The sequence below is a fragment of the Streptomyces sp. NPDC091412 genome (assembly GCF_044756885.1).
Classification (GTDB): domain Bacteria; phylum Actinomycetota; class Actinomycetes; order Streptomycetales; family Streptomycetaceae; genus Streptomyces.
Genome location: NZ_JBIVTV010000044.1, coordinates 1 through 20,788 on the forward strand (window position 1 = coordinate 1; position 20,788 = coordinate 20,788).

General features: G+C 70.6%; 20 protein-coding genes and 3 pseudogenes. 7 read left to right on the plus strand and 16 right to left on the minus strand.

What is annotated here, in order from left to right:
- Positions 1–95: 95 nt before the first annotated feature.
- The 6 genes and pseudogenes from ACIQMV_RS38705 to ACIQMV_RS38730 form a co-directional block, all read right to left on the minus strand.
- The gene (locus ACIQMV_RS38705; RefSeq protein WP_402597798.1) at positions 96–461 is read right to left on the minus strand and encodes a hypothetical protein; all 366 of its coding nucleotides are present in this window, start codon (positions 459–461) and stop codon (positions 96–98) included.
- A complete protein-coding gene (locus ACIQMV_RS38710; protein ID WP_402597799.1) occupies positions 431–949 on the minus strand; it encodes a hypothetical protein in 519 nt (172 codons plus the stop codon). The genes ACIQMV_RS38705 and ACIQMV_RS38710 overlap by 31 nt, the downstream gene beginning before the upstream one ends.
- A gap of 237 nt (positions 950–1,186) precedes the next feature.
- Positions 1,187–1,950: pseudogene (locus ACIQMV_RS38715) on the minus strand (transposase family protein).
- Between the two features lie 125 nt (positions 1,951–2,075).
- On the minus strand, positions 2,076–2,609 hold the full coding sequence (locus ACIQMV_RS38720) for a VOC family protein (protein WP_402597800.1): 534 nt from the start codon (positions 2,607–2,609) through the stop codon (positions 2,076–2,078).
- A gap of 136 nt (positions 2,610–2,745) precedes the next feature.
- Complete coding sequence (locus ACIQMV_RS38725) at positions 2,746–3,051, minus strand: hypothetical protein (RefSeq protein ID WP_402597801.1); 306 nt, start codon at positions 3,049–3,051, stop codon at positions 2,746–2,748.
- On the minus strand, positions 3,052–3,309 hold the full coding sequence (locus ACIQMV_RS38730) for a hypothetical protein (protein WP_402597802.1): 258 nt from the start codon (positions 3,307–3,309) through the stop codon (positions 3,052–3,054).
- Positions 3,310–3,747: 438 nt separating this feature from the next.
- Here ACIQMV_RS38730 and ACIQMV_RS38735 point away from each other — a divergent pair, with 438 nt between their 5' ends.
- The 4 genes and pseudogenes from ACIQMV_RS38735 (at position 3,748) to ACIQMV_RS38750 (ending at position 6,176) form a co-directional block, all read left to right on the plus strand.
- Entirely contained in the window at positions 3,748–4,338 is a 591-nt protein-coding gene (locus ACIQMV_RS38735) for a hypothetical protein (protein WP_402597819.1), read from the plus strand.
- A 205-nt stretch (positions 4,339–4,543) separates the two neighbouring features.
- Positions 4,544–5,119 (plus strand): hypothetical protein, encoded by a 576-nt coding sequence (locus tag ACIQMV_RS38740; RefSeq protein WP_402597803.1) that lies wholly within the window; start codon positions 4,544–4,546, stop codon positions 5,117–5,119.
- Positions 5,120–5,139: 20 nt separating this feature from the next.
- Positions 5,140–5,375 (plus strand): annotated as a pseudogene (locus ACIQMV_RS38745) (hypothetical protein); the annotation flags it as partial.
- A 267-nt stretch (positions 5,376–5,642) separates the two neighbouring features.
- Entirely contained in the window at positions 5,643–6,176 is a 534-nt protein-coding gene (locus ACIQMV_RS38750; RefSeq protein WP_141365848.1) for a GNAT family N-acetyltransferase, read from the plus strand.
- Positions 6,177–6,741: 565 nt separating this feature from the next.
- Here the strand turns inward: ACIQMV_RS38750 and ACIQMV_RS38755 are convergent.
- From ACIQMV_RS38755 to ACIQMV_RS38780, 6 genes and pseudogenes are all read right to left on the minus strand, one after another.
- Positions 6,742–7,062, minus strand: coding sequence for a hypothetical protein (locus tag ACIQMV_RS38755; RefSeq protein ID WP_402597805.1), 321 nt, complete (start codon positions 7,060–7,062; stop codon positions 6,742–6,744).
- 468 nt (positions 7,063–7,530) lie between these two features.
- Entirely contained in the window at positions 7,531–8,184 is a 654-nt protein-coding gene (locus ACIQMV_RS38760) for a relaxase domain-containing protein (RefSeq protein WP_402597815.1), read from the minus strand.
- Positions 8,085–8,450, minus strand: coding sequence for a relaxase domain-containing protein (locus ACIQMV_RS38765; RefSeq protein WP_402597817.1), 366 nt, complete (start codon positions 8,448–8,450; stop codon positions 8,085–8,087). The genes ACIQMV_RS38760 and ACIQMV_RS38765 overlap by 100 nt, the downstream gene beginning before the upstream one ends.
- A pseudogene (locus ACIQMV_RS38770) lies at positions 8,392–8,823 on the minus strand (relaxase domain-containing protein); the annotation flags it as partial. The pseudogene ACIQMV_RS38770 and the gene ACIQMV_RS38765, both read right to left, overlap by 59 nt.
- Before the next feature lie 283 nt (positions 8,824–9,106).
- Positions 9,107–9,436 carry a hypothetical protein gene (locus tag ACIQMV_RS38775; RefSeq protein WP_402597806.1) on the minus strand — a complete coding sequence of 110 codons (330 nt, stop codon included), beginning with the start codon at positions 9,434–9,436 and terminating at the stop codon, positions 9,107–9,109.
- A gap of 58 nt (positions 9,437–9,494) precedes the next feature.
- The gene (locus tag ACIQMV_RS38780) at positions 9,495–12,038 is read right to left on the minus strand and encodes a SpoIIE family protein phosphatase (RefSeq protein ID WP_402597807.1); all 2,544 of its coding nucleotides are present in this window, start codon (positions 12,036–12,038) and stop codon (positions 9,495–9,497) included.
- Between the two features lie 373 nt (positions 12,039–12,411).
- Here ACIQMV_RS38780 and ACIQMV_RS38785 point away from each other — a divergent pair, with 373 nt between their 5' ends.
- The gene (locus ACIQMV_RS38785; protein ID WP_402597808.1) at positions 12,412–12,690 is read left to right on the plus strand and encodes a response regulator transcription factor; all 279 of its coding nucleotides are present in this window, start codon (positions 12,412–12,414) and stop codon (positions 12,688–12,690) included.
- A 1,946-nt stretch (positions 12,691–14,636) separates the two neighbouring features.
- On the opposite strand, the gene ACIQMV_RS38790 is transcribed toward ACIQMV_RS38785, so the two are convergent.
- Positions 14,637–15,173: a hypothetical protein gene (locus ACIQMV_RS38790; protein ID WP_402597809.1), complete on the minus strand. Its 537-nt coding sequence runs from the start codon at positions 15,171–15,173 to the stop codon at positions 14,637–14,639.
- 225 nt (positions 15,174–15,398) lie between these two features.
- On the opposite strand from ACIQMV_RS38790, the gene ACIQMV_RS38795 reads away from it, so the two are divergent.
- The gene (locus ACIQMV_RS38795; protein ID WP_402597810.1) at positions 15,399–15,683 is read left to right on the plus strand and encodes a transposase family protein; all 285 of its coding nucleotides are present in this window, start codon (positions 15,399–15,401) and stop codon (positions 15,681–15,683) included.
- 72 nt (positions 15,684–15,755) lie between these two features.
- Here the strand turns inward: ACIQMV_RS38795 and ACIQMV_RS38800 are convergent, their stop codons facing one another.
- The 3 genes from ACIQMV_RS38800 to ACIQMV_RS38810 form a co-directional block, all read right to left on the minus strand.
- On the minus strand, positions 15,756–16,316 hold the full coding sequence (locus ACIQMV_RS38800; RefSeq protein WP_402597811.1) for a hypothetical protein: 561 nt from the start codon (positions 16,314–16,316) through the stop codon (positions 15,756–15,758).
- 315 nt (positions 16,317–16,631) lie between these two features.
- The gene (locus tag ACIQMV_RS38805; RefSeq protein WP_401782690.1) at positions 16,632–16,961 is read right to left on the minus strand and encodes a hypothetical protein; all 330 of its coding nucleotides are present in this window, start codon (positions 16,959–16,961) and stop codon (positions 16,632–16,634) included.
- A gap of 1,567 nt (positions 16,962–18,528) precedes the next feature.
- Entirely contained in the window at positions 18,529–18,672 is a 144-nt protein-coding gene (locus tag ACIQMV_RS38810) for a hypothetical protein (protein ID WP_402597812.1), read from the minus strand.
- A 368-nt stretch (positions 18,673–19,040) separates the two neighbouring features.
- Between ACIQMV_RS38810 and ACIQMV_RS38815 the strand changes: the two genes are divergently transcribed.
- Positions 19,041–20,788 (plus strand): serine/threonine-protein kinase (locus tag ACIQMV_RS38815; protein WP_402597813.1); only part of this gene is annotated, 1,748 nt, incomplete at its 3' end.

The following is a 20,788-nucleotide window of genomic DNA, read 5'->3' on the forward strand; positions in this document are numbered from 1 at the left end:
AACAAGGACCTCGACAATCCTCATTCTTGCTGGTCAGGGGCACTTTCTGCTTTCCTGACTGCCTGTCGGACAGCCCGCTTCATGAAAGCCCGAGGTTAGGCGTGGCAGTGGAGCCGGACGAGGATCGTGTCGCCGGGAAGGTCCGCGAGGTACGCCTCGCTGCCCGGCCACACGGTGGGCGTCGGAGGGTCGTGAGGGCAAAGGTCAGGCTCGCAGAAGGCGTGGACGGCGTTGAAGCCGGCCTCCAGCCACCAGCCGTCCAGGGTGAGTACGTCCGTTTCCCGCGGGTTTGAAGAAGTGAGGTCACGGATGTACGCGGCACGGGTTCCGTCATAGCTGATGACGGGGTGCTCCCTGGGATCGTGGTCAGGGCCCAGGAAGCCCAGATACCCCATGCCCAGACTGAATGGGTGGTCGAGGTATGCCCCGATCAGCGGCTGGGCCCGGTAAGCGGAGAACATCTCGTCTCCCCCCCCCGTTCACCGGGGAATGCGTCCGGATCGTTCCGCCAACGGTCCACGAAGACCGCGAGGGGAATGGCCGGAGGGTGTACGGCAGACAGGCTGTGCCACAGGTCCCAGGACGCGGCGACCGCACGCTCGGAAGCAAGGTGCGGCTGCGAGAAATCGAGCAGGGCACGCGGTCCTCCGGCGCAGACGCCCGGGGCACTGGGGCGTGGCGCCCCGTCGTATCTAGGTTCGTCGTGAATGAGCCTCGGATCGTCCATATATCCGGGGGCGATCGCAAAACCCATGCCGTTGCTGCCGCCGCGGATGCGGCGTTCGTCCCACATGCCACGGTCGGGGAGGTTGTCAACCGTGTCCAGGTAGAAAGGCGCGAGGGCCTCTGTAAGCGCCCCTTCGATATCGCCTGCGGCCTCGGCCGGCAGACAGACCGTCACCCATACGCCAGCCATCCACCCCTCCCTTGCCGTGTCGGCGAACAGCATGATTGCACGCGTGCCAGCGGCACGAGGACGCCCTGCGGGAGGTGCAGCCCGAAACCGCAACGAACAAATGTCCTCCGCCTGGGAAACAGACGCATCGTCGCAGCTCGCCAACATGTTTTCTCATCTGTTGCGGGAACGGCACCTGCCACCGTCGTGGAGTATCAACGCAGCGCGGGCAAGTGCCAGCCGCTGTCCCTGACTACGGCAAGCGACTCACTCAGTGAGTCTTTTCCAACCTCAGCTTGAAGCGTTGAGGTGGAGCGTGAGTATCGCCTGGACGAGGCTGGTGATGCGGGTGGTGCTGCACCGGAGCTTGCACAGGAGACGCCAGGACTTCAGGGAGGCCACGGCTTGCCGCCGACAGCCCGGATCTTGGCGTGGGAAACGTTGACGGCCTGCTGACCTGTGGAGAGCTTGTCCCGACGGCCGTGGTATGGCACACGTACCGTGCCGCCGGCGCCCTGGTAGCCCTTGTCGGCCCAGCAGCGAATCCCGGCTTCGGCCAGGGCGTCGACGAGACCGTGGGTGCGGGCCGCCTTGATGTCGTGGACAGAGCCGGGCAAGGCGGGTGAGGCCCAGAGCAGGTTGCCGAACGGGTCGGCGATGACCTGCACGTTCATGCCGTGCTTCTTGTGCTTGCCCGAGTAGTACGGCCGGTCGGCGGCGATCCGGTCGATGGGCAGCAGCGTCCCGTCGAGGATCACGAACGCCTTGCGCACTGCCACGCGGGAGGCTGCGGCGAGGCTGGGGGCGTGTGCAGCCAGAACCTCGACGGCCTCGACCACGTACCGATATGCGGTAGTGGTGCCGACACCGAAACCGGCGGCGAGCTGAGCGTAGGTGTGCCCGCATCGCAGGTGGGCCAGCGCCAGCAACGCCTGCCGACCCACCGGAAGCCGTCGCCACCGCGTCCCGCGCTCCCGACGCCGGGCAGACAGCAGCCTCGACAGGAACCGCAAGGCCGAGCTGGACAGATCGAGCCCTGATCGATGGACAAGCACGTGAAGCTCCCGGCGGGTATGTTGATCTTGGTCGACAACCCATATACCGGGAGCTTCACCTCTTCGTGTGTCCAGTCTCGCGTCAACTCACCCAGTCACCAGGAGGATTTGAAAGCGCTCATCGCTCAGCTGGTCGTCTTGACGGGTGCGCTGTTGCGCCCATGGCGTCGCCCGCTGAGCTCGGCGTCGAGCGTCTCCTGAGCTACGCGCATGGCCTCGGCGTATACGGGCGCCTGCAGTCGCTTCCACATCTCTTCCTCAGAGACGTCTTCAACGCAGCTGATTACCCACCAGATGTTGCCGAAGGGGTCCTTGATACGCCCTCCGCGCTGTCCGAAGGCGTCGTCCGCGAGCGAAGTGACGGCCTGGCCTCCGGCTGCGATGGCTCGTGAGAACGCCTCGTCCGCGTCGCCGACGAACACGCGCAGCAGGCTCGGCATGGGGGGCCAGTCAGCACGTCGGTCGAAGGCCAGCACGACGGTGTCGCCGACCCGGATCTCACCGTGGCCGATCAAGCCATCTTCGGTCGACACCCGCCCCAACTCCTCACCTCCGAACGCCTGGGTGACGAAGTCGAGGAAGGCCCCCGTGTCGTCGGTTACGACCCAGGGCGCAACGCTGGTGTAGCCCTCGGGAGCGGCGTTGGTCTGCTCGGGCATCGCGGTCCTCTCGCTGATGTTGGTCGTCAACAGCGACGCTAGGTGCGACATAGGCCAGTTACCGTCCTAGATCACGACCGGGCTTTGGAGCGCAACCGGTCCTTTCCTCACAACTGCTCGCGCTACTCCCGCTCCATCACTTGCCCCGACCTGGCCGCGTCACCTGAGGTTGGAAAAGGCTCAGTGCGCCGTCGGGGGTGGTCAGTTCGATCCGGCATCCGCAATGCTCACGGTCGTGGTCGGTGGGCTGTGCCTCCGCGTCGTGGTGGGCGATGAAGAGTTTCGCATCGTCGCCCAGCAGGCGGCCGACCTCGGTGACGGTCTCATGTGCGCTGGTGGGCAGCGGCGCCAGGCGCTGTGCTGCGGCCAGGAGGCGCGCGGCTTCTTCACCACCGGTCGGCACCGTGGTCGAAGCCGCCTGCCCCACGGACCCGAAGGTCATCTACGCCAGACCAATGCGGCCGGCTTCACCGCCGTCGTCCCTTCCGGCCTGCTCCATGTCGGGCGTCACGATGTCACCGCGCTCGGCCATTACGTCCAGATGTGCATCCAGCTTCTCCAGGGCGAGGCCTGGTGCGCGATCAGTAGCCGCCTCCCGGCCGCGGTGCGGTCCGGACTCCTGCGGGTGGTGCGCCCGCTGGCCGTCCTCGCACACCGGGTTCGGTCCGTCGGTGTCTTCCCGGTCGGCGTAGAGGTCCATGGTGGCGCAGGCTTGGTCGGCCGCCGCGGTGAAGGCGTCTGGGAGGCGCCGTAGCCGCTCTATCGAGGGCTTCCACATCCGTGCGGGACTTCCTCAAGGCCCGCAGCGCCGTCAGGTCAATCGCCTCCCGGGGCTCGGCCTCCGGCTCCTGGTCGCCGTGCTCGGGGTCGGCGGCCGGGGGCGGGGGCGGGAGCAGTTGCTCGGGCATCGCCGCCCACGACAACGAGCGGATCCTGGCGGACTTCCGGTTGTACCTGACCGCGACCCCGCGCATTCTGGCCTCGCCGCGGCCGCAGAAGGGCGCAGACGGCCAGGAGCTGGAGATCGCGTCCTGCGAGCTTTATGTAAAGCATCCGCCTTTCGAGGCAGCTTTAGCTACAGTCCTGCTCATTGGGGCAGCGTCCGCCTGCCGCCATCATCACGAGGGGGTCTGCACGCATGCGCGTTGTCGAGGGAACACCGCAGGAAATCGTGGAGTACGAGCGTCTTGCCGCTGGCAGCGTCTCCCAGACTGCATCAGCAGTGGACGCCGCGCCCTCCCCCGACGAGGCCACCGAGACGGAGGCGGACGATGAGGCGCCCACACTCAGCGGGTCGGCGCCCCTGCCACCCGCAGACCATGTCGCCTTGATGCAGTTCATCTACGGACGCGCGGGCAAGAACGACGAGCGCACCGTCCTGACCGAACGGTTCGTCATGAGGCTTCTGCAAGAGGAGGACGTTGTCGTGGCCTTCGGCCGCTCCTCCAAGACCTTCGACGGCCTCGCCGACTACCTGATGATCCGCGACGACGGCCCCCAGCGCTACGGAGCGGTCGCGTACCTGCGCCCCGGCAACGGAGGCATGACCGTACGACTCAGTCCCGACGACCTCGAGCGCCTCGGGCAGAAGGACAACCCCCGGGTCCAGTACCGCCACGTCGTCCCCTCCGACCCCTACAAGATCAACTGTCCCCTGGCCGACGAGGAAGCCTTCGACCTCGCCCTCGACCTGGTACGCGCCGCGCTGAGTGTCGTGCGCAGCGAATGATCCAGGCAACCGGCAACGAAGGCGAGGATGACGATCTGCAGGAGCTCGACGGCAGACGGAATCCCGCAGGCCGGATGTTCGTCCCGGCGTGGTGATAGTGCGCAACGCAGGCGTCCGCAGCGGACCCCGGCGGGTAGCCGTCCGTCCTCTTCGGCGCGGCGGGAGGCAGCGGGCGTCAGTACTGCGGGACACCCTCAACCACCCGATGCGGGCCCAGATGCCCGCGCATCCGGAAAAGGGAAAAAGCATGTGGAGTGCTCAGGACGTGGCGCGGGATCAGGTCCGGCGTCAGGCGAATGGCCTGGACGTCGCCGCCATTGCGGGAAAGGTCGCGGAGGCCGCTGTCCGTGAGCGGGAAACCGCGGAGCAGTTGAGGGGGAACGGTTCCTTCTACGAGTTCGAGATGGACCGGGAGCGGTCGGCTGCCATCTGGCTGGCCCAGCACGCCGAGTGGCGACGCGTCAGGGACTTGATGGCTGCAGTCGGTTGGAGCGTGTATGAGCCGGAACAGGATGCCCAGGGATCGGTGTGGGCTCGCGAGCGTGAGGAACGGTTTGCTGGTGCTCTTGCGGCACAGGCCGCCTTCGGGGAACGGCGGCAGGAGGAAGAGGACGAACTGCGCGCGGAGGTCCGGCTGTCCGCCGCGTCCAGTCGGCTGATCCGGGTGGTGGCCAGCCGGCGGGGGCTGCACCCCTCTCAGGTCCTGGCCCAGCTCGCCGAGCAGATCGTCGTGGGCGAGGACGGTACGGTGTCCGTCCCGCCCTTCACGCCGTCCCTGTGATTTCCGAAGCGAGTGGAAAAGGCGGGCGGATCCTGGTGACCGTACCGACCCTGGACCTGCTCGCGCAGACCGCCCAGGCGTGGCGGTTGGCGGGCCACCGGGCGCAGATGGTGGCGGTGTGCTCGCTGGAGAACAACCCGGTGCTCAACTCACGGGGGTACGCACCACCACCAACCCGATCCAGCTTGCCCTGTGGGCGGGATCGGGGCCGGTGGTCGTGTTCGCCACATACGCCTCCCTGGTGGACCGCGCGGAGCCGGTTCCGTCGCAGTGTTGGCGCTCTTTGAAAATGGCTCTGACCGCGATTCCGTGAATGATCTCGGTGCTGCGGCAGGCTGCCGCCGAATCGGTCTTACCTCTCGACCGCGCTGACTAGGTGGCATGTCGCCTGCCCAGCCGTCAGTCTGATGTTTCACCCATCACGGGTGCGGTGCAGGCGGCTTGACGCCTTGTGGTTCCGCGGCGGCAGCGCGGGCGAGCGCCGGATTACGGATGAGGCCCTTGCCTTCGGCAGGATGGGCGCATGACCGAGATCCGCACACCCCGCCTCCTCCTCCGTACCTGGCACGATGACGACCTCGCGCCGATGGCGGACATCAACGCGGACCCACGGGTCATGCGCTGGATCGACGACGGCTCGGTGCGCGACCTGGACCACACGGGCGAGGACATCGAGCGGTGGGAGGAGGAGTGGGACGAGGAGGGCTTCGGGCTCTTCGCCGTCGAGCTGCTGGCCTCGGGCGAACTGATCGGCTTCACGGGACTGTCCGTGCCCGAGTTCCTGCCGGAGGTGATGCCCGCCGTGGCGATCAGCTGGCGGATCGGCTCACAGTTCTGGGGCCAGGGATACGCGTCCGAAGCCGCCCACGCCACACTGGAGTTCGCTCTCCAGGACCGCGGCCTGGACCGCGTCATCAGCATCAACCGGGTGGGTGACAACGCCTCCGAGAACGTCATCCGCAAGCTCGGCATGGCGCCCGAGCGGGAGACGGCACACCCGGTGTACGGCTACCCGCTGCGCGTTCACGCCATCGACCTCACCGAGTTCCAGGCATGAACCGGCCGAGCCGTCGATCACCACAAAACAGCCGACCATTGTTCCTACGTCCCCGAGCGTATTAATCGCGACGGTACGGACACCCAGGGGCGGATGGTGTCTTCCCGTCGCGGACCTCCGCTTTCACGGAACTGCGGCCAGAGCCATTTTCAAGAAGCCCCATCAGCAGTGGAAGCAGCGCCCTCCCCCTGGTGTGCGGCGGGCGCCGGTGGTGCCGGCGGCGCGAGCAGCCGGTCTCGGCACCCTCGCCGGCCTCGGCTTCCGCGGCCTGGACAACGACATACGTGACCCCGTGATCATCACCGGCTCCACAGCCAGCCGCGCTCACGAGCTCACCCCAGGCCAGAAGGATGCCAGCCGCGTCCTCGCCGTCGGACGTGCACCGGTCGAGCACGGCTTCGCCCACCTCAAGATCTGGCGGATCCTCACCAAGCTCCGCACCGACCCCGCCCGCGCCACCCATCTCCTGCGCGCCCTGCTCGTTCGATGCCTAGCATCCGATGTCGTGCCGTGCACCGGATGCAGAACATCGTGCGGTCCACTCGGTGGACGATGCCCGGCATCGTCACCACAGCCAGGCGGTGGAGTGCCGCACCCGGGACAGGGCGCGCGCGTCGCGGCGCGCGGCCGCGTTGCCGATGCGGTTCTGCCGGGACCGGGGCCGGCGCGACTGCCCGGCGACGAAGCGGCGGCGTCCGGCGTCCTGGAGCCGCCTGCGCTGCTTGCGCAGCTCCCGCTTCTTGTCCCGGTCGTTCTTCGGTGTCCGGGGCCGCTTCCAGATCGGCTCCCACGGCGGAGGCTCGTCGAGCACGGCGGCCCACTCCTGGGCGGCTTCGCGGGCGCGGGCGAGGGCGTCCTCGAGGCTGGGTTCTTCCGGGGTGCTCACGCGACTCCTCCTGTGGTCCGGCCCGGCGCCGGCTGGGCGCCGGGCCGCGGGGTGTGCGGCGGCGGGGCCGTCGCCGGGGTGGGCTGTGGTCGGGGGCCGTGGGCGACGGCGCGGTCCCGGATGCCGTCCTGGAGCTTGGCGGCCATCTTGGCGGCGGCATCGAACGTGCGGCGGGTCTGTGCTCCACCGTGGCGACGTCGGTCGTCTGCTCCTGGCCCCGGCTCGCCTTCCGGTCCGAGCGGAACGGCCGCGGGCGGGGCCTCGGGGCGGCGGGCGCGGCGACGGGGTGCGGCCGGGTCCGGGAGCCCAGGCGGTGCGCGCGGCGTACCGCGTGAACCTGGGCGGTCAGCGCGCCGGCAGCGAGGCGGGCCCGATCGTACGGGGACTTCGTGCGGGCGCGGGTCAGCGGGCGCAGCACGGCCTGGTCCTCGGTGTCGCGCGGGTACAGCGTGCGGAGGTCGGCGGTCATCATCCGTCGGCCGGCCGGGCGGGCGGGCGGGTGTAGTCGTCGACGGCGGCCTGCACGATCTGTTCGTCCAGTCCGGGCCGGTGGGGTCGGCCGCGCAGGGCGTAGACGAGGTGGCGGCGGGCTTCGGTGAGCAGGTGCCGGCGCTTGAACGCGCCGCGCATCACGTACAACACGGCGACGGTGTCGACGACGGCCAGCGCTATGTCGACGACCGGCCGCACCCGTGCCCACACCGCCGCGGCTGCCGCCCGTGCCCGCTGTGCCAGCCGGTAGGTAGTGCAGGCGCCGAACGCCCGGATCGCTGAGGCCCGCCACCGCTCGCGCAGCTCAGAGAGCAACCGGGGCACCTTGCGCTTCGGTGGGCGCGTCCGGTCGGCGGCCTGCTGGTCCAGCGCGTAGGCGGCCCGCTCCCCCGGCGGGTGCCCCTGCCGCTCTTCGTAGTCGGCCACGAGGAGGGACAGCGCGTCCTCGATCTGCTGGCGGCGGGTCGACTGCCAGCCGATGAGCCGCTGGTCGATGCCCGCGATTTCCATGACCGGTCGTCGGCCGGGTGTCACCTCGCGCGGCTCCCACGCCCATCCGAGCCGGGCGGACACCTCCTCCATGACGTACAGGGAGTAGAGGGTGCCGGCGGCGACGATGTGCTCCAGCATCGAGTCCGCCGACAGGTTGCCCCACGTCCCTTGTCGTCCGGCCACCGGGCACGGATCGACACCACCGCGTGATCGTGGAGCAGAGGCTTCCCGGCTCTGGACTCGTAGTGCCGGAGCACCGCGACGATCAGCCCGTCCCGGATCGGGGGCACGGTGCTTGCCGCCGCTCCCCCAACGGATCTGTGCGACTGACTCCCCCAGCCACGCCGGCGTCTTGTCCCGGGCGATGTCCTGGCACAACTCCAGCACCAGGCGGTCCTCCTCACCAAGCAGCGCCCACGCGATCTGTGCCGTCGACGGCGCCCGGAACACCAGATCCACGGCCAGCCAGGGCGAGCGCTCCTTGGCCTTCTCGGTCTTGGGTGACTTGTTGTGCTCGATGGGCCTGCCCAGCACGATCGCGCGCCGCGCCTTCGCCGGATCGTCGCCCGCCTCCAGGCGCTCGCGCTCGATCCGGTCGGCGTCCGGGTGCCGGCCTTCGCCCAGGAGCAGTTCGGCCTGACGCTCGGTCACCACGTCCCCGGCCGCCAGGCCGACCGCAGCCAGACCCCGGTCCGTCCAGAACCCGGGCGGGGCACCGGCCTCATCCTGAGCGGCGCGCAGCGGCGTGCCCGCAGGGCGCTGGCCGTCGCCGGCCATCACGCCGTGGCAGTAGTACGGCCGGCCATTTGGGCCGATCTTCGCCTCGCTGAGCGTCCAGTCATGGGACCTGGCCCGTGACCTGCGTAAAAGTGTGATCGGGGATGCTTGCCGCCGGGCGGGAGGCCATCACCAGATCTTTACCGCAGCGCCCGCCAGGCGGGCCGTCACGGCAGCACGAGACAGTAAGCAGTTGGGGTGTCCACAGTCCCGCACATGGATATCACCAGAACCGGAATGCCCTGCGCTCTCTGCCAAACGCCTACCAAGGAGTGGGTGTACCTTACGCCGACGGATGCTGCGGTGGCGGAGCGGTCAACCGATCCGCCACCGCAGCACACCGTGTGTCAGCCGGTTCTGTTGATGTACGCAGTGGTGAGCCGAGCGGCTTCCCGTCAGGCGCTGCTGTGGTGCGGTAGAACACCGTGACGGTGTACTTGGTCAGCTGCTGGAGCAGCCCGCCCTCGCCGGTCAGCTGCAGGCCCTCGGCCTGGGCCCGGCTCACCAGCTCGTCGATCAGCTGGTCGTCCACGGCCTTCGCCGACACAGCCGCTGCCGTCACAGCCGCTGCCGACTCGGCAGCCTCGTGCCCGGCCACGTTCTCACTGGTCATCGGCGCGTCTTCCATGATCGGGGTTACACCGAACGGTTTGCAGTCCCCGCCCGCAGCGTCACCGCGTCACATCCTCACTGTCAGGTGTGACGGTTTGTTCGGCCCAGATGGTCTTGCCGGTGGGGGTATGGCGGGTGCCCCAGCGGTCGGCGAGTTGGGCGACGAGGAGGAGGCCGCGTCCGCCTTCGTCGTAGACGCGGGCGCGGCGCATGTGGGGGGTGGTGCTGCTGGTGTCGGAGACTTCGCAGATGAGGGTGGTGTTGTGGTGGATCATGCGGAGCTGGACGGGGGGTTTGCCGTAGCGGATGGCGTTGGTGACGAGTTCGCTGACGATGAGTTCGGTGATGAAGGCGGCGTGGGTCAGTCCCCACGTGGTGAGCTGGGCGGCGGCGTTTTGGCGGGCGTGGGCGACGGCGGCGGGGTGGGGTTGCAGGTCCCAGGCGGCGACGCGGTCGGCGCTGAGGGCGTGGGTGCGGGCGATGAGCAGGACGATGTCGTCGTCGGGGCGGTGGGTGAGGGTGGCGGTGAGGACGTGGTCGCAGACGGTGTCGAGGGTGTGGGTGGGGCGGACGAGGGCGGCGAACATTTTGTCGAGGGCTTCGTCGATGTCGTGGTCTCGGGGTTCGAGGAGGCCGTCGGTGTAGAGGGCGAGCAGGCTGCCTTCGGGCAGTTCGGTCTCGGTGGCCTCGAACGGCAGGCCGCCCAGGCCGAGCGGGGGGCCGGCGGGGACGTCGAGGAGGTAGGCGGCGGCGTCGGGAGTGACGACGGCGGGCGGGGGGTGGCCGGCCCGGGCGAGGGTGCAGCGGCGGGTGACGGGGTCGTAGACGGCGTAGAGGCAGGTGACGCCGATGCCGCCGGCGCCTTCGGGGGCGCCTTCGGGGGTGGCTTCGTCGGCGGAGAGGCGGATGACGAGGTCGTCGAGGTGGGTGAGCAGTTCGTCGGGCGGCAGGTCGACGTCGGCCAGGGTGCTTACCGCGGTGCGCAGCCGGCCCATGGTGGCCGAGGCGCGGATGCCGTGGCCGACGACGTCGCCGACGACGAGGGCGACGCGTGCGCCTGACAGCGGGATCACGTCGAACCAGTCGCCGCCGACGCCGGCCAGGGGGTCGGCGGGCAGGTAGCGGGAGGCGATCTCGAGGGCGGCCTGCTCGGGCAGGGTCCGCGGGAGCAGGCTGCGCTGCAGGGTCATGGCGGTGGTGCGTTCGCGGGTGTGGCGCCGGGCGTTGTGGATGCTCAGGGCGGCCCGGGCGGTGAGCTCCTCGGCCAGCTGCAGGTCCTGGGGGGTGAAGGGGGCGGGGTTGTGGTGGCGGCTGAAGAGGGCGGCGCCCAGGGTGGTGCCCCGGGCGCGCAGCGGCACCACCATGAGCGAGTGCGTGCCCCACTCGCTCATCCGGGCCGCTCCCGGGTCCTCGCCGGCCCACCGGGCCAGGGTGGGGCCGGTCATCTCGTAGAGCGCCCCGCGGTCCTGTGCCAGGCATTCGGCCACCGGGGACAGCGCCGGGTAGGTGCTGGACTCGCCGACGGCGACCGGGGACTCGGGGCTTGTTTCCAGGACGGAGCGCACGGCGGCGCGGCGCATGGTGACCGGCCCGGCCGAGGCGGTGGCGTCCGCCCCCTCACCGCGCGCGGGGAGCAGGTCGACGGCGGCGAAGTCCGCGAGGCGGGGGACGGCGACGTCGGTGAGTTCCTGGGCTGTACGGGCGATGTCCAGGGTGGTGCCGATACGGGCGCCGGCCTCGTTCAGCAGCATCCGCTCCCTCTCCGTGTGCTCCTCGTGCCCCTGGCAGGCGGTCAGGCACACGCCCCGCAGCCGGCCCGTTCCGTCGCGCAGCGCGGTCAGCGACACCGGCCGGCCGCTTTCCGGGCCGTCAGCGCATCCGGCGTGGGCGGCGGGGAGGAAGGCCTCGGTCCACTGCGGCCCGCCGTCCTGCAGCACCCGGCGCATCCGATCCTGGATCTCCTCGCCCACGGGGTGCGGCACGATGTCCGCCAGGCGCAGCCCGCGCATCTCGGCCTCGGTGAGCGAGAGGGCGCGCTCCATGCCGGTGTTCGCCGCGATGAGCCGCAGATCCGTGCCGAAGACGGCCAGGGTGCAGGGGGACTGGGCGAACGCCCACTCCTTCAGCTCCCTCAGCCCGCCCGGCTCCTCCTCCTGCCCCCGCTCGCCCGGTGCGCCAGGTGTGTCTTGCGGGCGGTTTTCGGGGTGCGGCGGCGGGCTGGTCACGGCGCAGAGAAGGAGCCACTCGGTGGCCGCACCGCCGGCGGGGGTGCGGCGGTGGGCGAGCAGGCGCTGTTCGAGGCGGCGGCCGTCCTGGTGGCGCAGCACCACGGTGCCGTTCCACCGGTCCTTGCCGGCCGCCTGGTGCGAGGCCGCCCGGCGGGCGGCCTCGCCGGTGTCGCCGGCGAGCAGGCGGGCGGCAGGGCGGCCGATGATCTGTGAGGGCTCGTAGCCGAGCAGGCGCCGGGCGCCCTCGCCCCACCCCGTCACGATGCCGTGTTCGTCGACGGTGGCCGTGGCCGTGACGGTGGCGGTGCGGGGCGGCTCGGGCGGGGTGTCCGCCTCGCCCGGCCGTTCACCAGGAGGAGTGGGAGGGTGCTCCATCGGCGCTCATCTCGCCTCGCTCGTTCCTCGACCGCTGTTCCCGGGGGAACCTCCGCTGTCAGGGCCCTACTGACAAGCATGATCCTGCGGGGCAGGAAGCACCAGCACGGTGCTCGGTGAGGTGCCCGGGCCAGGCCGGGGGCACGGACCGCCGCCGGTGGGCAGTGCGCTGTGTGCGGGGCCGGGCGCCGAGGGTGTTCCGCACGCCACCAACATCGGCAGATAACGGAAATTTCAGGAAATGTGCGACGGCGTGGAACCGGCCTGGGCCTGCCTGTGTCCGTTAGGGGCAAATGCCCACATTTAAGGCATCTGTGTGATTCCGAAGGTGTGGGCCGGGACGACCGGACCGATGCGCCGAAGGAAAGCCGCCATGAGCCTCGCACCCGCCCTGTACGCCAAAGCCCCCACCCCCACCCCCTCCCCCGCCTCTGCCTCTGCCTCTGCCTTCGCGTGCGGGCCGGCCGCGCTGGCCCCGCGTGAGCGGGAGGCGCTGCAGCACATCGCCGCCGGGCGCACCTACGTGCAGACGGCCCGGCGCATGGGGCTCTCGAAACACACCGTCGATGCGTATCTGCGCCGGATCCGGGCCAAGCTCGGCATCAGCAGCACCGCCGAGCTCACGCGCCTGGCCGTCTCCCTGGGCCTGTGACGCCGCGTTTCGGACCGGGCGGGGGGTCGTGAACTGCTCGTTCCGCGCGCGCTTGGCGAGTCGGCACGAGCGGTGAGGATGATCGCGGCAAAGGTGCGGCCTGCGTCGGCCAGATGCCCGCCGGGCCTCGTCCCGCGCCGCTCCAGGTTCTCGTGAACGCTGTCGATCAGGCGGGAGTCATCCACCGCGGCGTGGGTGGTGGCCACGTTCACCACCAGGCGGGGCAGGCCGTCCTCGCAGGTCTCGCTGCAGTGGACCTTGCAGCCGTCCCGGACCATGCCGCGTTTGCCGCCGCGGCGGGCTTCCACATCGTGGGGGTTGATCAGCCGGTCTCGGCCCGGCGGGAGGTCCTGGTCCTTGCCCTCCCGCGAACCCCACCAGATCCGGATGCGCAACGGGCTGGAGCAGCGGACCGCGAACGGGCAGCGGCGCTGCGCGATCCGGGCCGGCATCGAGGCCACCCTCTCTCGAAACGTCCGCACCTGCGGCCTCGGTCCGCGGTTGAGCGACCTCCCGCCGGGCGGACGCCGGGTCTTCATCAGCGGGGGCGAGGACGGGCATCAGCGTGTGACACCGGTCTTCCAGGGATCACTTCGAACCGGCGGTGCATCCCGGCATGGCCGCTGGAAAGCGGCAGGTGCCGGCCGGTCGTAGGTGCCGGCTGGGAGCGCACCGCCGTCCTCGGAGTAAACCGCCGCCCTCGGAGCAAAGGGGGCGCCCTGCCCGGCCGGTCGTGTCTTGCTCATGTGCAAAACAACAACCCCGACGGGGTCCGGGCGGCTGGTCCGCCTGGCACGCCGGCCGTGGGGAAGGCCCGACCCCCAGCGGGCGCTGGGTGATCCAAGAAGCGAACGCCGGCAGCCGGAAGGCGGCAGGAGGCCGGGGCCGCGAGCCGGGACCTCCCCCGGCGGTTCCCGCATGACTGGCCGGACAGGGGCCGGTGCCCGGGCCTGAGGACGTGGATCGGGTGAGCCTGCGAGGACTCGATGGACGACGGCCCCAAAACCGAGGGACGAGGGGGACGCCATGGCGGCACAGACGAGGGGGGCGGCACAGGTCGTCCCGCCCGTCGTCGGCGTGGTGAACGGACCCGAGGACGGCGTCACCGACCGGGCCACGATCGGCCGGCGGGCGGTCGAGAACGGCGTACGGCGTCTGCGACAGCAGATCTTCGCGGCGCGCAGGCAGGGAACTGCCCGCGCACCCTCGTGGCTTGAGCCCTCGGGGCTTGCTCGAGCCGGTTGCCCGGAAAGCGGGCACGGCCGGTTCCGGGGGGCGGCAGCGCCGTAATGCACGGCCGGTTCCGGGGGCGGCAGTGCCGTAATGCACGGCCGCTACCCGGCTGGAAGCCCGTGTTCACGGCGCTGGAGGGCCGGCTGACCTGTTGGCTGCTCAACGCCGCGCATCTGCGCGATGTGCCGGGCCGCAGGACGGACGTGGCCGACTCGGTGCGGGTCGCCCGGATCACGGAGTGCGGTCCGGTGCGGCCGTCGTTCGTACCGGTGCAGGAGTTGCGTGAGTTGCGGGATCCGGCCCGGGCGCGGAACCGCCGCCGCGCAGGAGCGGGTCGCGGTTCACCAGGCCGTCCGCCGGTTCGCGCACGCCGCCGCGGCGAGTGGGCCGGTCCTGGATGCCGACCGGCTCTCCTGCCTCCGCCGCGTCCGGATCGCCCGGCACGGCGTGCCGTCCCGGCGCGACACCTCCAGGCGCTCGCCGGCCAACGCCTGGAAGGAGGCCGGCCAGGAGGCGCGGTCCCGTCTGCTGCCGCCCCGTTCCGGCCGGGACTGGCCCCGAGCGGTCAAGAAGGCGATGCGGTGGCTCATCCTGAGGACTCGGAGCGGGCGCAGCGAGGTCGAGCCGGGGCGACGGGCGCACAACCGGACCGCCAGACAGGGCGAACACCGGGGCGCCGGCAGGCCCGTGCCGCGCGCTCAACCGCCTTGGCCTTACAACTGGTCCCCCGTGCGGGGTGTTTCCGGAGGATGCGGCCCGCCACCGTCCTTGATGTCCTGCTCGCAGGTTCGTCCGTGGTAGGACTGGTCATTGGGTATCAAGAGCACTCCGGCAACCTGCTCAGGGTGCTCGACGGCGAGCCAGTCGTCGCCCGTGTGGGGATCGTCCGGCCCGAACGCCTGGGACGAATAAACCGTCTGACACCCCAACGCCACGCGCTCCTTGTCGACCGCGCAGGCATCCACTGCAGGGCCGTGTGTGCCGGATGCCTCGTCGAGGCCGTCGAAGTGGTAGTGGAAGTGGACCCGGTCACCTCTGGAGGGCACTTGCGGGTGGGGCTCAAGGCGCCAGTCAACGACCTCGGCGGTGACGCCGAGAGGCTGCCCGGACGTGTCCTCGACCTGCACCCTCACACCGGCCTCACCGCGCTTCGCCGTCGTGTCGGTGCAGCCCCAGAGGGAAGAGCAGCCGGACAGGGCGAGAATCACCAGAGCCAACGGGGCACCGGCACGTACCCGTGCGGGGAACACTGGGATGACCTCCGGTCGGGGTGGGGCGGAGCAGTGTATCCCGGGGCCTGGCAGCTGCGGGTGATGGCGGCGAGCGCCTGCGGCGGTGAAGCCGAAACGCAGAGGAGCCCGTGAACTGGGCGGGCATGGACAGCCACTGCCGCCACTGCCACTGCCACTGCCACTGCCACTGCCACCAGCCTCATCGACTACCGCCGGCCTCATCGACTACCGCCGGCTCACCAAGTGAAGCAACGTCTGAAGCAACTGCACTGGCCGCGGCCCTCCCAGGTATTCACCGGGGACGTCACCAAGCCCGCCGGACCGGCCAAGGGCATCCGGTACCGCGCCTGCGTCGTCATCGGCATCTTCAGCCGCTGCATCGTCGGCCACACGGTGGAACCGGCCGAATCAGCCGACCGCGCCGAGGAGTTGATCCGCGAGACCATCGACCGCAACGGCATCGTGCCCGAGACCGCGCACGCCGACCGCGGCACCTCGATGACGGGCAAGAAGGTCTCCCGGCTGTGATCGGCCTCGGCGTGACCAGGAGCCGCTCACGCCCCAGGACCAGCAACGCCAATCCCTGCAGCGGGAGCCGCTTCAAAACCGGGTCCACTTGTCGCTGAAGGTGTCCTTGCTGATCTCGCAGGAGGCGATGGTGTGGCCGCCCGACGCGGTGGACTGCGAGATGACCCTGCCGTTGACCTTCAACCGGCAGGTGACATGGCCGCCCCCCTGAAGCTGCGCGGTGATCGCGTAGTGCTGCGGGTCCTCGAGCGGCCTGGTCACGCTCATCGGCACCGTGCCCCGGGCCAGGGACCCGGCCGGACCGTACTGCACGACGGCGCCACTGGTGCCGGTGACGACGTAAGTGACGGTCTGCGGCGCCTCCTTCCGGGGGGCGGACTGCGAGGCGGAGGCCTTGGAGGCGTTGCCGGCGTCCGGGGATGCGGCGGCCGGGCTCCTGGCAGTACCGCTGCTGGACCTGCCGCCGGTAGCAGCGGTGATCGCGCCGGCGATGACCAGGAGGCCGACGACACCCAGGCAGCCGGCCCCGGCGCAGGTCTTGCCCTTGCTCTTCTTCCTGGGAGGTTCCGGGGCCTGCGGCTGGAACGGCAGCTGCGGCCGGCCGGGCTGCCGGCCCCGAGAAGGCGTGGACATGCGCGGGTACCCCCATGTGGTGGCGTGCGGAAGGGGACGGGATGAGACGGAATTCGTACGGGAGCATGTCCTGGTAGTGCGTGCGCACGTGCCGCAGACAGCGGGCCTCGCGGTGGAAACCGGGCATCGCCTGCATCACCGCCGGGCACAGCAACTCCGAGTGGCTGAGCTTCGGGGGCCGCCCGGGCAGACGCATGATCCCAGCCCGCTCACCGTCGATCTTCACGTGCAGTGCGGTCACGAGGGTGTTCAGGTCAGCTGTCGCAACGGATCTTGAACACCCTCTCGTGCCCGCGGGCATGTGGACCGGCTCGTCTAGGAGTACACCCAGCTCTGCGAGTACGACGAGGACTGCGAGGACGACCAGTCCGACGAGGTCGAGTAGGAGCTGTAGTTCGGCGTAAGCGTGTAGGACGTGGACTGCGAGGACGACGAGGACGACGAGTCCGAGGAGTCCGAGGAGTAGTTGATGTCATTGGCGTAACCGCTGACGGTCTTGGCCTCCTGCTGGGGTGCTTGCGTGGCCACCGCGCTGGTCTGGGCCGGAGCGGCGAACGCGGCGGTGGGGATCAGCGCGCCTCCCGCGGCCAGGGCAGCGGAAGCGGTGAGGATCGCCAGACGCCGTGTACGAGGTGTGCGGGCCATGGTCAATCTCCTTGGTGAGAAATGGTGGGAAAGGAATGTGCCGAAACGGTCCTGCCGGTTCTCCGGCGGGGCGGCCGCGGGACACACGTCCCGTCAACACCGTCCGGACCATCCGGGTGGTCCACCTGTTCTGCGTGAACCCGTGCCTCAATTGACCCCGGCCCGACGCACCGCGTCATGTCCCTGGGATTCGGGGCTTGACAAACATCCCCGGCCCACCGACCCTCCCCCCCCCCCCCCCGGGGGTGGGGTGCACCGCGTGTCAGGGCGGCGTGGGAACGGCGATCCGCCTCTTGGGGACCGTGCCGGTGGGTCCCTTCGGGAGGGGTCGACGAGCCGGGCCTCGCGCGGGTACTCGTGCGGGTACTCGTGCGGGTATTCGCGCGGCGCGCGACCGGGTCGCGGACGGATACTCGCGCGGCGCGCGACCGGGTCGCGGACGGATACCCTCAACTCCCCGGCGGCAAAGGGGTGCTCGGACGGAACCGTCTCGGTCTTTCGCGGGTGGACGCTGAAGCCGCCGCGGATGATGAGGTCCTTCCTGCGGCCGAGGGTGGAGAAGTGGCCGTCGTCGCCGGTGCGGAGCCGGCCCTCCACGACTCTCCGCGGCCGCATCGGGGCGTCCCGGCCCGGCCGGCCGCTGGGGCACGGACCTTGACCTGGCACTTCCCGGCTCGGTGGCCCTGGCGCGACGCGCTGGAACAGCTGTGGAGGGCAGCCGGCCACCGCCTGCGCACCCGACCGACCGCCTGCCTGCCTGCCCGCGCGGTCGCCTCGGGGCCGCCGAGCGCGGACATGAGGCGACCGGCCCCCTGCCTGCCCGCGACGTGAAAGACCTCGCAGAACCCGCCACCAAAGGAGCCATCCGGAAATGCCCCCTGCCCGGATGCGGGATATCCACCCGGAAACCGATCACGTCACGTGATCAGGCATCACGCGGTGGATCCAGGCTGAACGGCCGGGTTCTGGAACGCCATGAGCGCGGCGAGGGCGTCCCTGTCCGCCCGGGGGCGGATGGTCGGGCCGCCCTCCGCTTCCCGCGTGGGTGGCGGGCATCCGGCCGGCGCGCCCGCGGGCACCACGCCGTCAAGGAGGGCGTGGGGAAAACAGGCCGGCGGTATGGGCGCGCGCCCAACCGGTTTTCGAAGCCGCACCCTGCCCTCGCCGGCATCCGGCGCCGTTGACGCGCCCGCCCTTGCCCACCGGCCTGTCCTCGGCCCGGCAGCCGGCAGAACGTGCCGGCACACAACTGTCGGCGGCCATGGAGATGCCCGGGTGGGCCGCCGGCGGATCTCCCGGTCCGCGGCCGTCAGAAATCCATGCTGGTGGCCACGGTGTTCCCGGTCCGAGGGGCCAGTTCATCCGAGGGGCCAGTTCATCCGAGGGGCCAGTTCATCCGAGGGGCCAGTTCAAGGGGGCCACCCCCTTGCCCGCGAGGGCCTGGGGCCGTGGAGCACACACGTCATGACCCGGCAGCCGCAGTGCCGGCCGGCTGCGGCCGTCCGCGGGTACCGGACCGGTATGCCCGCGCGATGTGCTCGACGGGTCACGGTCCCGGCGTTGCCGGTCAGCACATGAGCACATAGGCCGGTGCCCCGCCGATCCGGCGCAGGGCGGTGTCCAGGCAGGCCGCAGCATGAGCAATGAGTTCGGGCGGCGGATCGGGCGCGACCGGCGTGCCCAGGGTGCAGTCCCAAACCGGGATGACCACCCGGAATCCCCCGACGGCGGTGACGGGCTGTGAACGCGCCCCACCTCGTCGCCCTCGTCCACGCCGGAACCCGCTTCGCAGGCGGTCAGCTCGCAGGCGGTCAGCTCATCGAACGCCTGCACCCTCTCACGGCATGCACAACCTCGACCCTCTCACGGCATGCACAGCCTCGACCGATCCACGGCAATGACCGTTTCCCGGCGCTCGCGCTTTCCCGCTCCTGACCCCGACACCGCCGCGCGGAACACGCGGAACATACGCGGGCTGCACCCGTTTCGGGTGACTTGCCGTTCTTCGGGCGATATGCGATACGTGGAGAGAGCCCTTCGCCGAGGAACCCCTGCTGGCCGTCCTGGAAGAGGAGTGCCATGTCAGGAGCGCAAGAGGCCGCCGGGCGCGTGATCATCGGACGTTACCGGCTTCTGCGTCGGCTCGGTACCGGCGGCATGGGACGCGTGTGGCTGGCGTACGACCAGGAACTGGCGTGCGAGGTCGCACTCAAGGAGATCATTCTGCCGCCGGACGTCCCCGAAAGCGAGGTGCGCTCCCGCATCGCGAGGGCCCGCGGCGAGGCCCGGCACGCCGCCCGGCTGCGCAACCATCCGCATGTCGTCACCGTGCACGACATCGTGGAAGAGGGCGGCCTGCCGTGGATCGTCATGGAGTTCGTGCCCGATGCCATGGATCTGGAGGCGGTGGTGCGCGAGCGGGGGCCGCTGCCGCCCGGCAACGTCGCCCGGATCGGTCTGGCGGTCCTCGACGCCCTGCTGGAGGGACACCGGCTCGGCGTCCTGCACCGGGACGTCAAACCGGCCAACATCCTGCTCACCCGCCCGGGACCCCAGCCCACCTGCCCGACGGAGGGCGGCGGCCAGGTAATGCTCACCGACTACGGCATCGCACTGGAGCCGAGCTCCGGGGAGGACCGCCTGACCGCCACCCTGGAAATCCTCGGAACGCCGCGCTTCATGGCCCCGGAACGGGCCAACAGCCAGCCGCCCACCCCCGCCGCCGACCTGTTCTCACTCGGGGCCACCCTGTACTACGCCCTCGAGGGGGCCGGCCCCTTCGACCGCGACACCGCCCTCGCCACGCTGAGCGCCCTGCTGTTCGAGCCCCCCAGCCCGCCGCGCCGGGCGACGGAGCTGACCCCGGTCCTCGCCGGGCTGCTGGCCAAGGACCCCGCGGACAGGATGGATGGCAAGGAAGCCGCCCGGCTGCTCGCCTCCATCGCCGACCAGCCCCACCCGCCCCCTTCGCAGCAACCGGCTCCCCCACCAAAGGTGCCGCCGCCCGAGCAGCCCCGCGCCTCGAAACCGCCGCACCCCCGCGAATCCGCCCCGCCGACCGAGATCCTGCCGCCGGCCGAGCCGGACGAACCGGCCGGCCCGCCCCTGCAACCGCCGCCGCACAAAGGAGACGAGACCCGGGGCCGGCCCCGCCCGCCGCGGCCCGGAAACCGGCGGGCCAGGCTCATCGCGAAAGTGGCACTGGTGGCGCTTGCCGCAGCGGGCGCCGGCATCTACCTGGCACAGTCCCGCTCCTCCGGTCCCGAACCCACCGCACCGTCCGTGTCCTCGATCCAGGTCGGCAACTCCCCGGGCGGGGTAGCGGTCTCCCCCGACGGACGCCGCGCCTACGCAACCAACTACTTCGGCCCGGCCTCGGTATCGGTGATCGACACCGCCACCAACCGCACCATGGGCCACCCCATTCCCGTCGGCGACAAGCCACAGGGGGTGGCCATCTCCCCCGACGGACGCCGCGCCTACACCGCCAACTCCGGCTCCGCCTCGGTATCAGTGATCGACACCGCCACCAACCGCACCATGGGCCACCCCATCCATGTCGGCGACACCCCGCAAGGCGTGGCCATCTCCCCCGACGGACGCCGCGCCTACACCGCCAACGCCCGCTCGAACACAGTGTCCGTGATCGACACCGCCACCAACCACACCGTGGGCCACCCCATCCCCGTCGGCCACACCCCCGTCGCGGTGGCCATCTCCCCCGACGGACGCCGCGCCTACACCGCCAACGCCGGCTCGGACACAGTGTCCGTGATCGACACCACCACCAACCACACCGTAGGCAACCCCATCCACGTCGCCGGGTA

Bases quoted from the DNA above. Each gene is read 5' to 3' on its own strand.
- ACIQMV_RS38800 (WP_402597811.1), bottom strand. From the start codon at position 16,316: ATGTCCACGCCTTCTCGGGGCCGGCAGCCCGGCCGGCCGCAGCTGCCG.
- ACIQMV_RS38760 (WP_402597815.1), bottom strand. From the start codon at position 8,184: ATGCTGGAGCACATCGTCGCCGCCGGCACCCTCTACTCCCTGTACGTC.
- ACIQMV_RS38805 (WP_401782690.1), bottom strand. From the start codon at position 16,961: ATGGCCCGCACACCTCGTACACGGCGTCTGGCGATCCTCACCGCTTCC.
- ACIQMV_RS38710 (WP_402597799.1), bottom strand. From the start codon at position 949: ATGCTGTTCGCCGACACGGCAAGGGAGGGGTGGATGGCTGGCGTATGG.
- ACIQMV_RS38735 (WP_402597819.1), top strand. From the start codon at position 3,748: ATGCGCGTTGTCGAGGGAACACCGCAGGAAATCGTGGAGTACGAGCGT.
- ACIQMV_RS38720 (WP_402597800.1), bottom strand. From the start codon at position 2,609: ATGCCCGAGCAGACCAACGCCGCTCCCGAGGGCTACACCAGCGTTGCG.
- ACIQMV_RS38785 (WP_402597808.1), top strand. From the start codon at position 12,412: ATGAGCCTCGCACCCGCCCTGTACGCCAAAGCCCCCACCCCCACCCCC.
- ACIQMV_RS38780 (WP_402597807.1), bottom strand. From the start codon at position 12,038: ATGGAGCACCCTCCCACTCCTCCTGGTGAACGGCCGGGCGAGGCGGAC.
- ACIQMV_RS38740 (WP_402597803.1), top strand. From the start codon at position 4,544: ATGCGGGCCCAGATGCCCGCGCATCCGGAAAAGGGAAAAAGCATGTGG.
- ACIQMV_RS38775 (WP_402597806.1), bottom strand. From the start codon at position 9,436: ATGACCAGTGAGAACGTGGCCGGGCACGAGGCTGCCGAGTCGGCAGCG.
- ACIQMV_RS38750 (WP_141365848.1), top strand. From the start codon at position 5,643: ATGACCGAGATCCGCACACCCCGCCTCCTCCTCCGTACCTGGCACGAT.
- ACIQMV_RS38705 (WP_402597798.1), bottom strand. From the start codon at position 461: ATGTTCTCCGCTTACCGGGCCCAGCCGCTGATCGGGGCATACCTCGAC.
- ACIQMV_RS38725 (WP_402597801.1), bottom strand. From the start codon at position 3,051: ATGACCTTCGGGTCCGTGGGGCAGGCGGCTTCGACCACGGTGCCGACC.
- ACIQMV_RS38730 (WP_402597802.1), bottom strand. From the start codon at position 3,309: ATGGACCTCTACGCCGACCGGGAAGACACCGACGGACCGAACCCGGTG.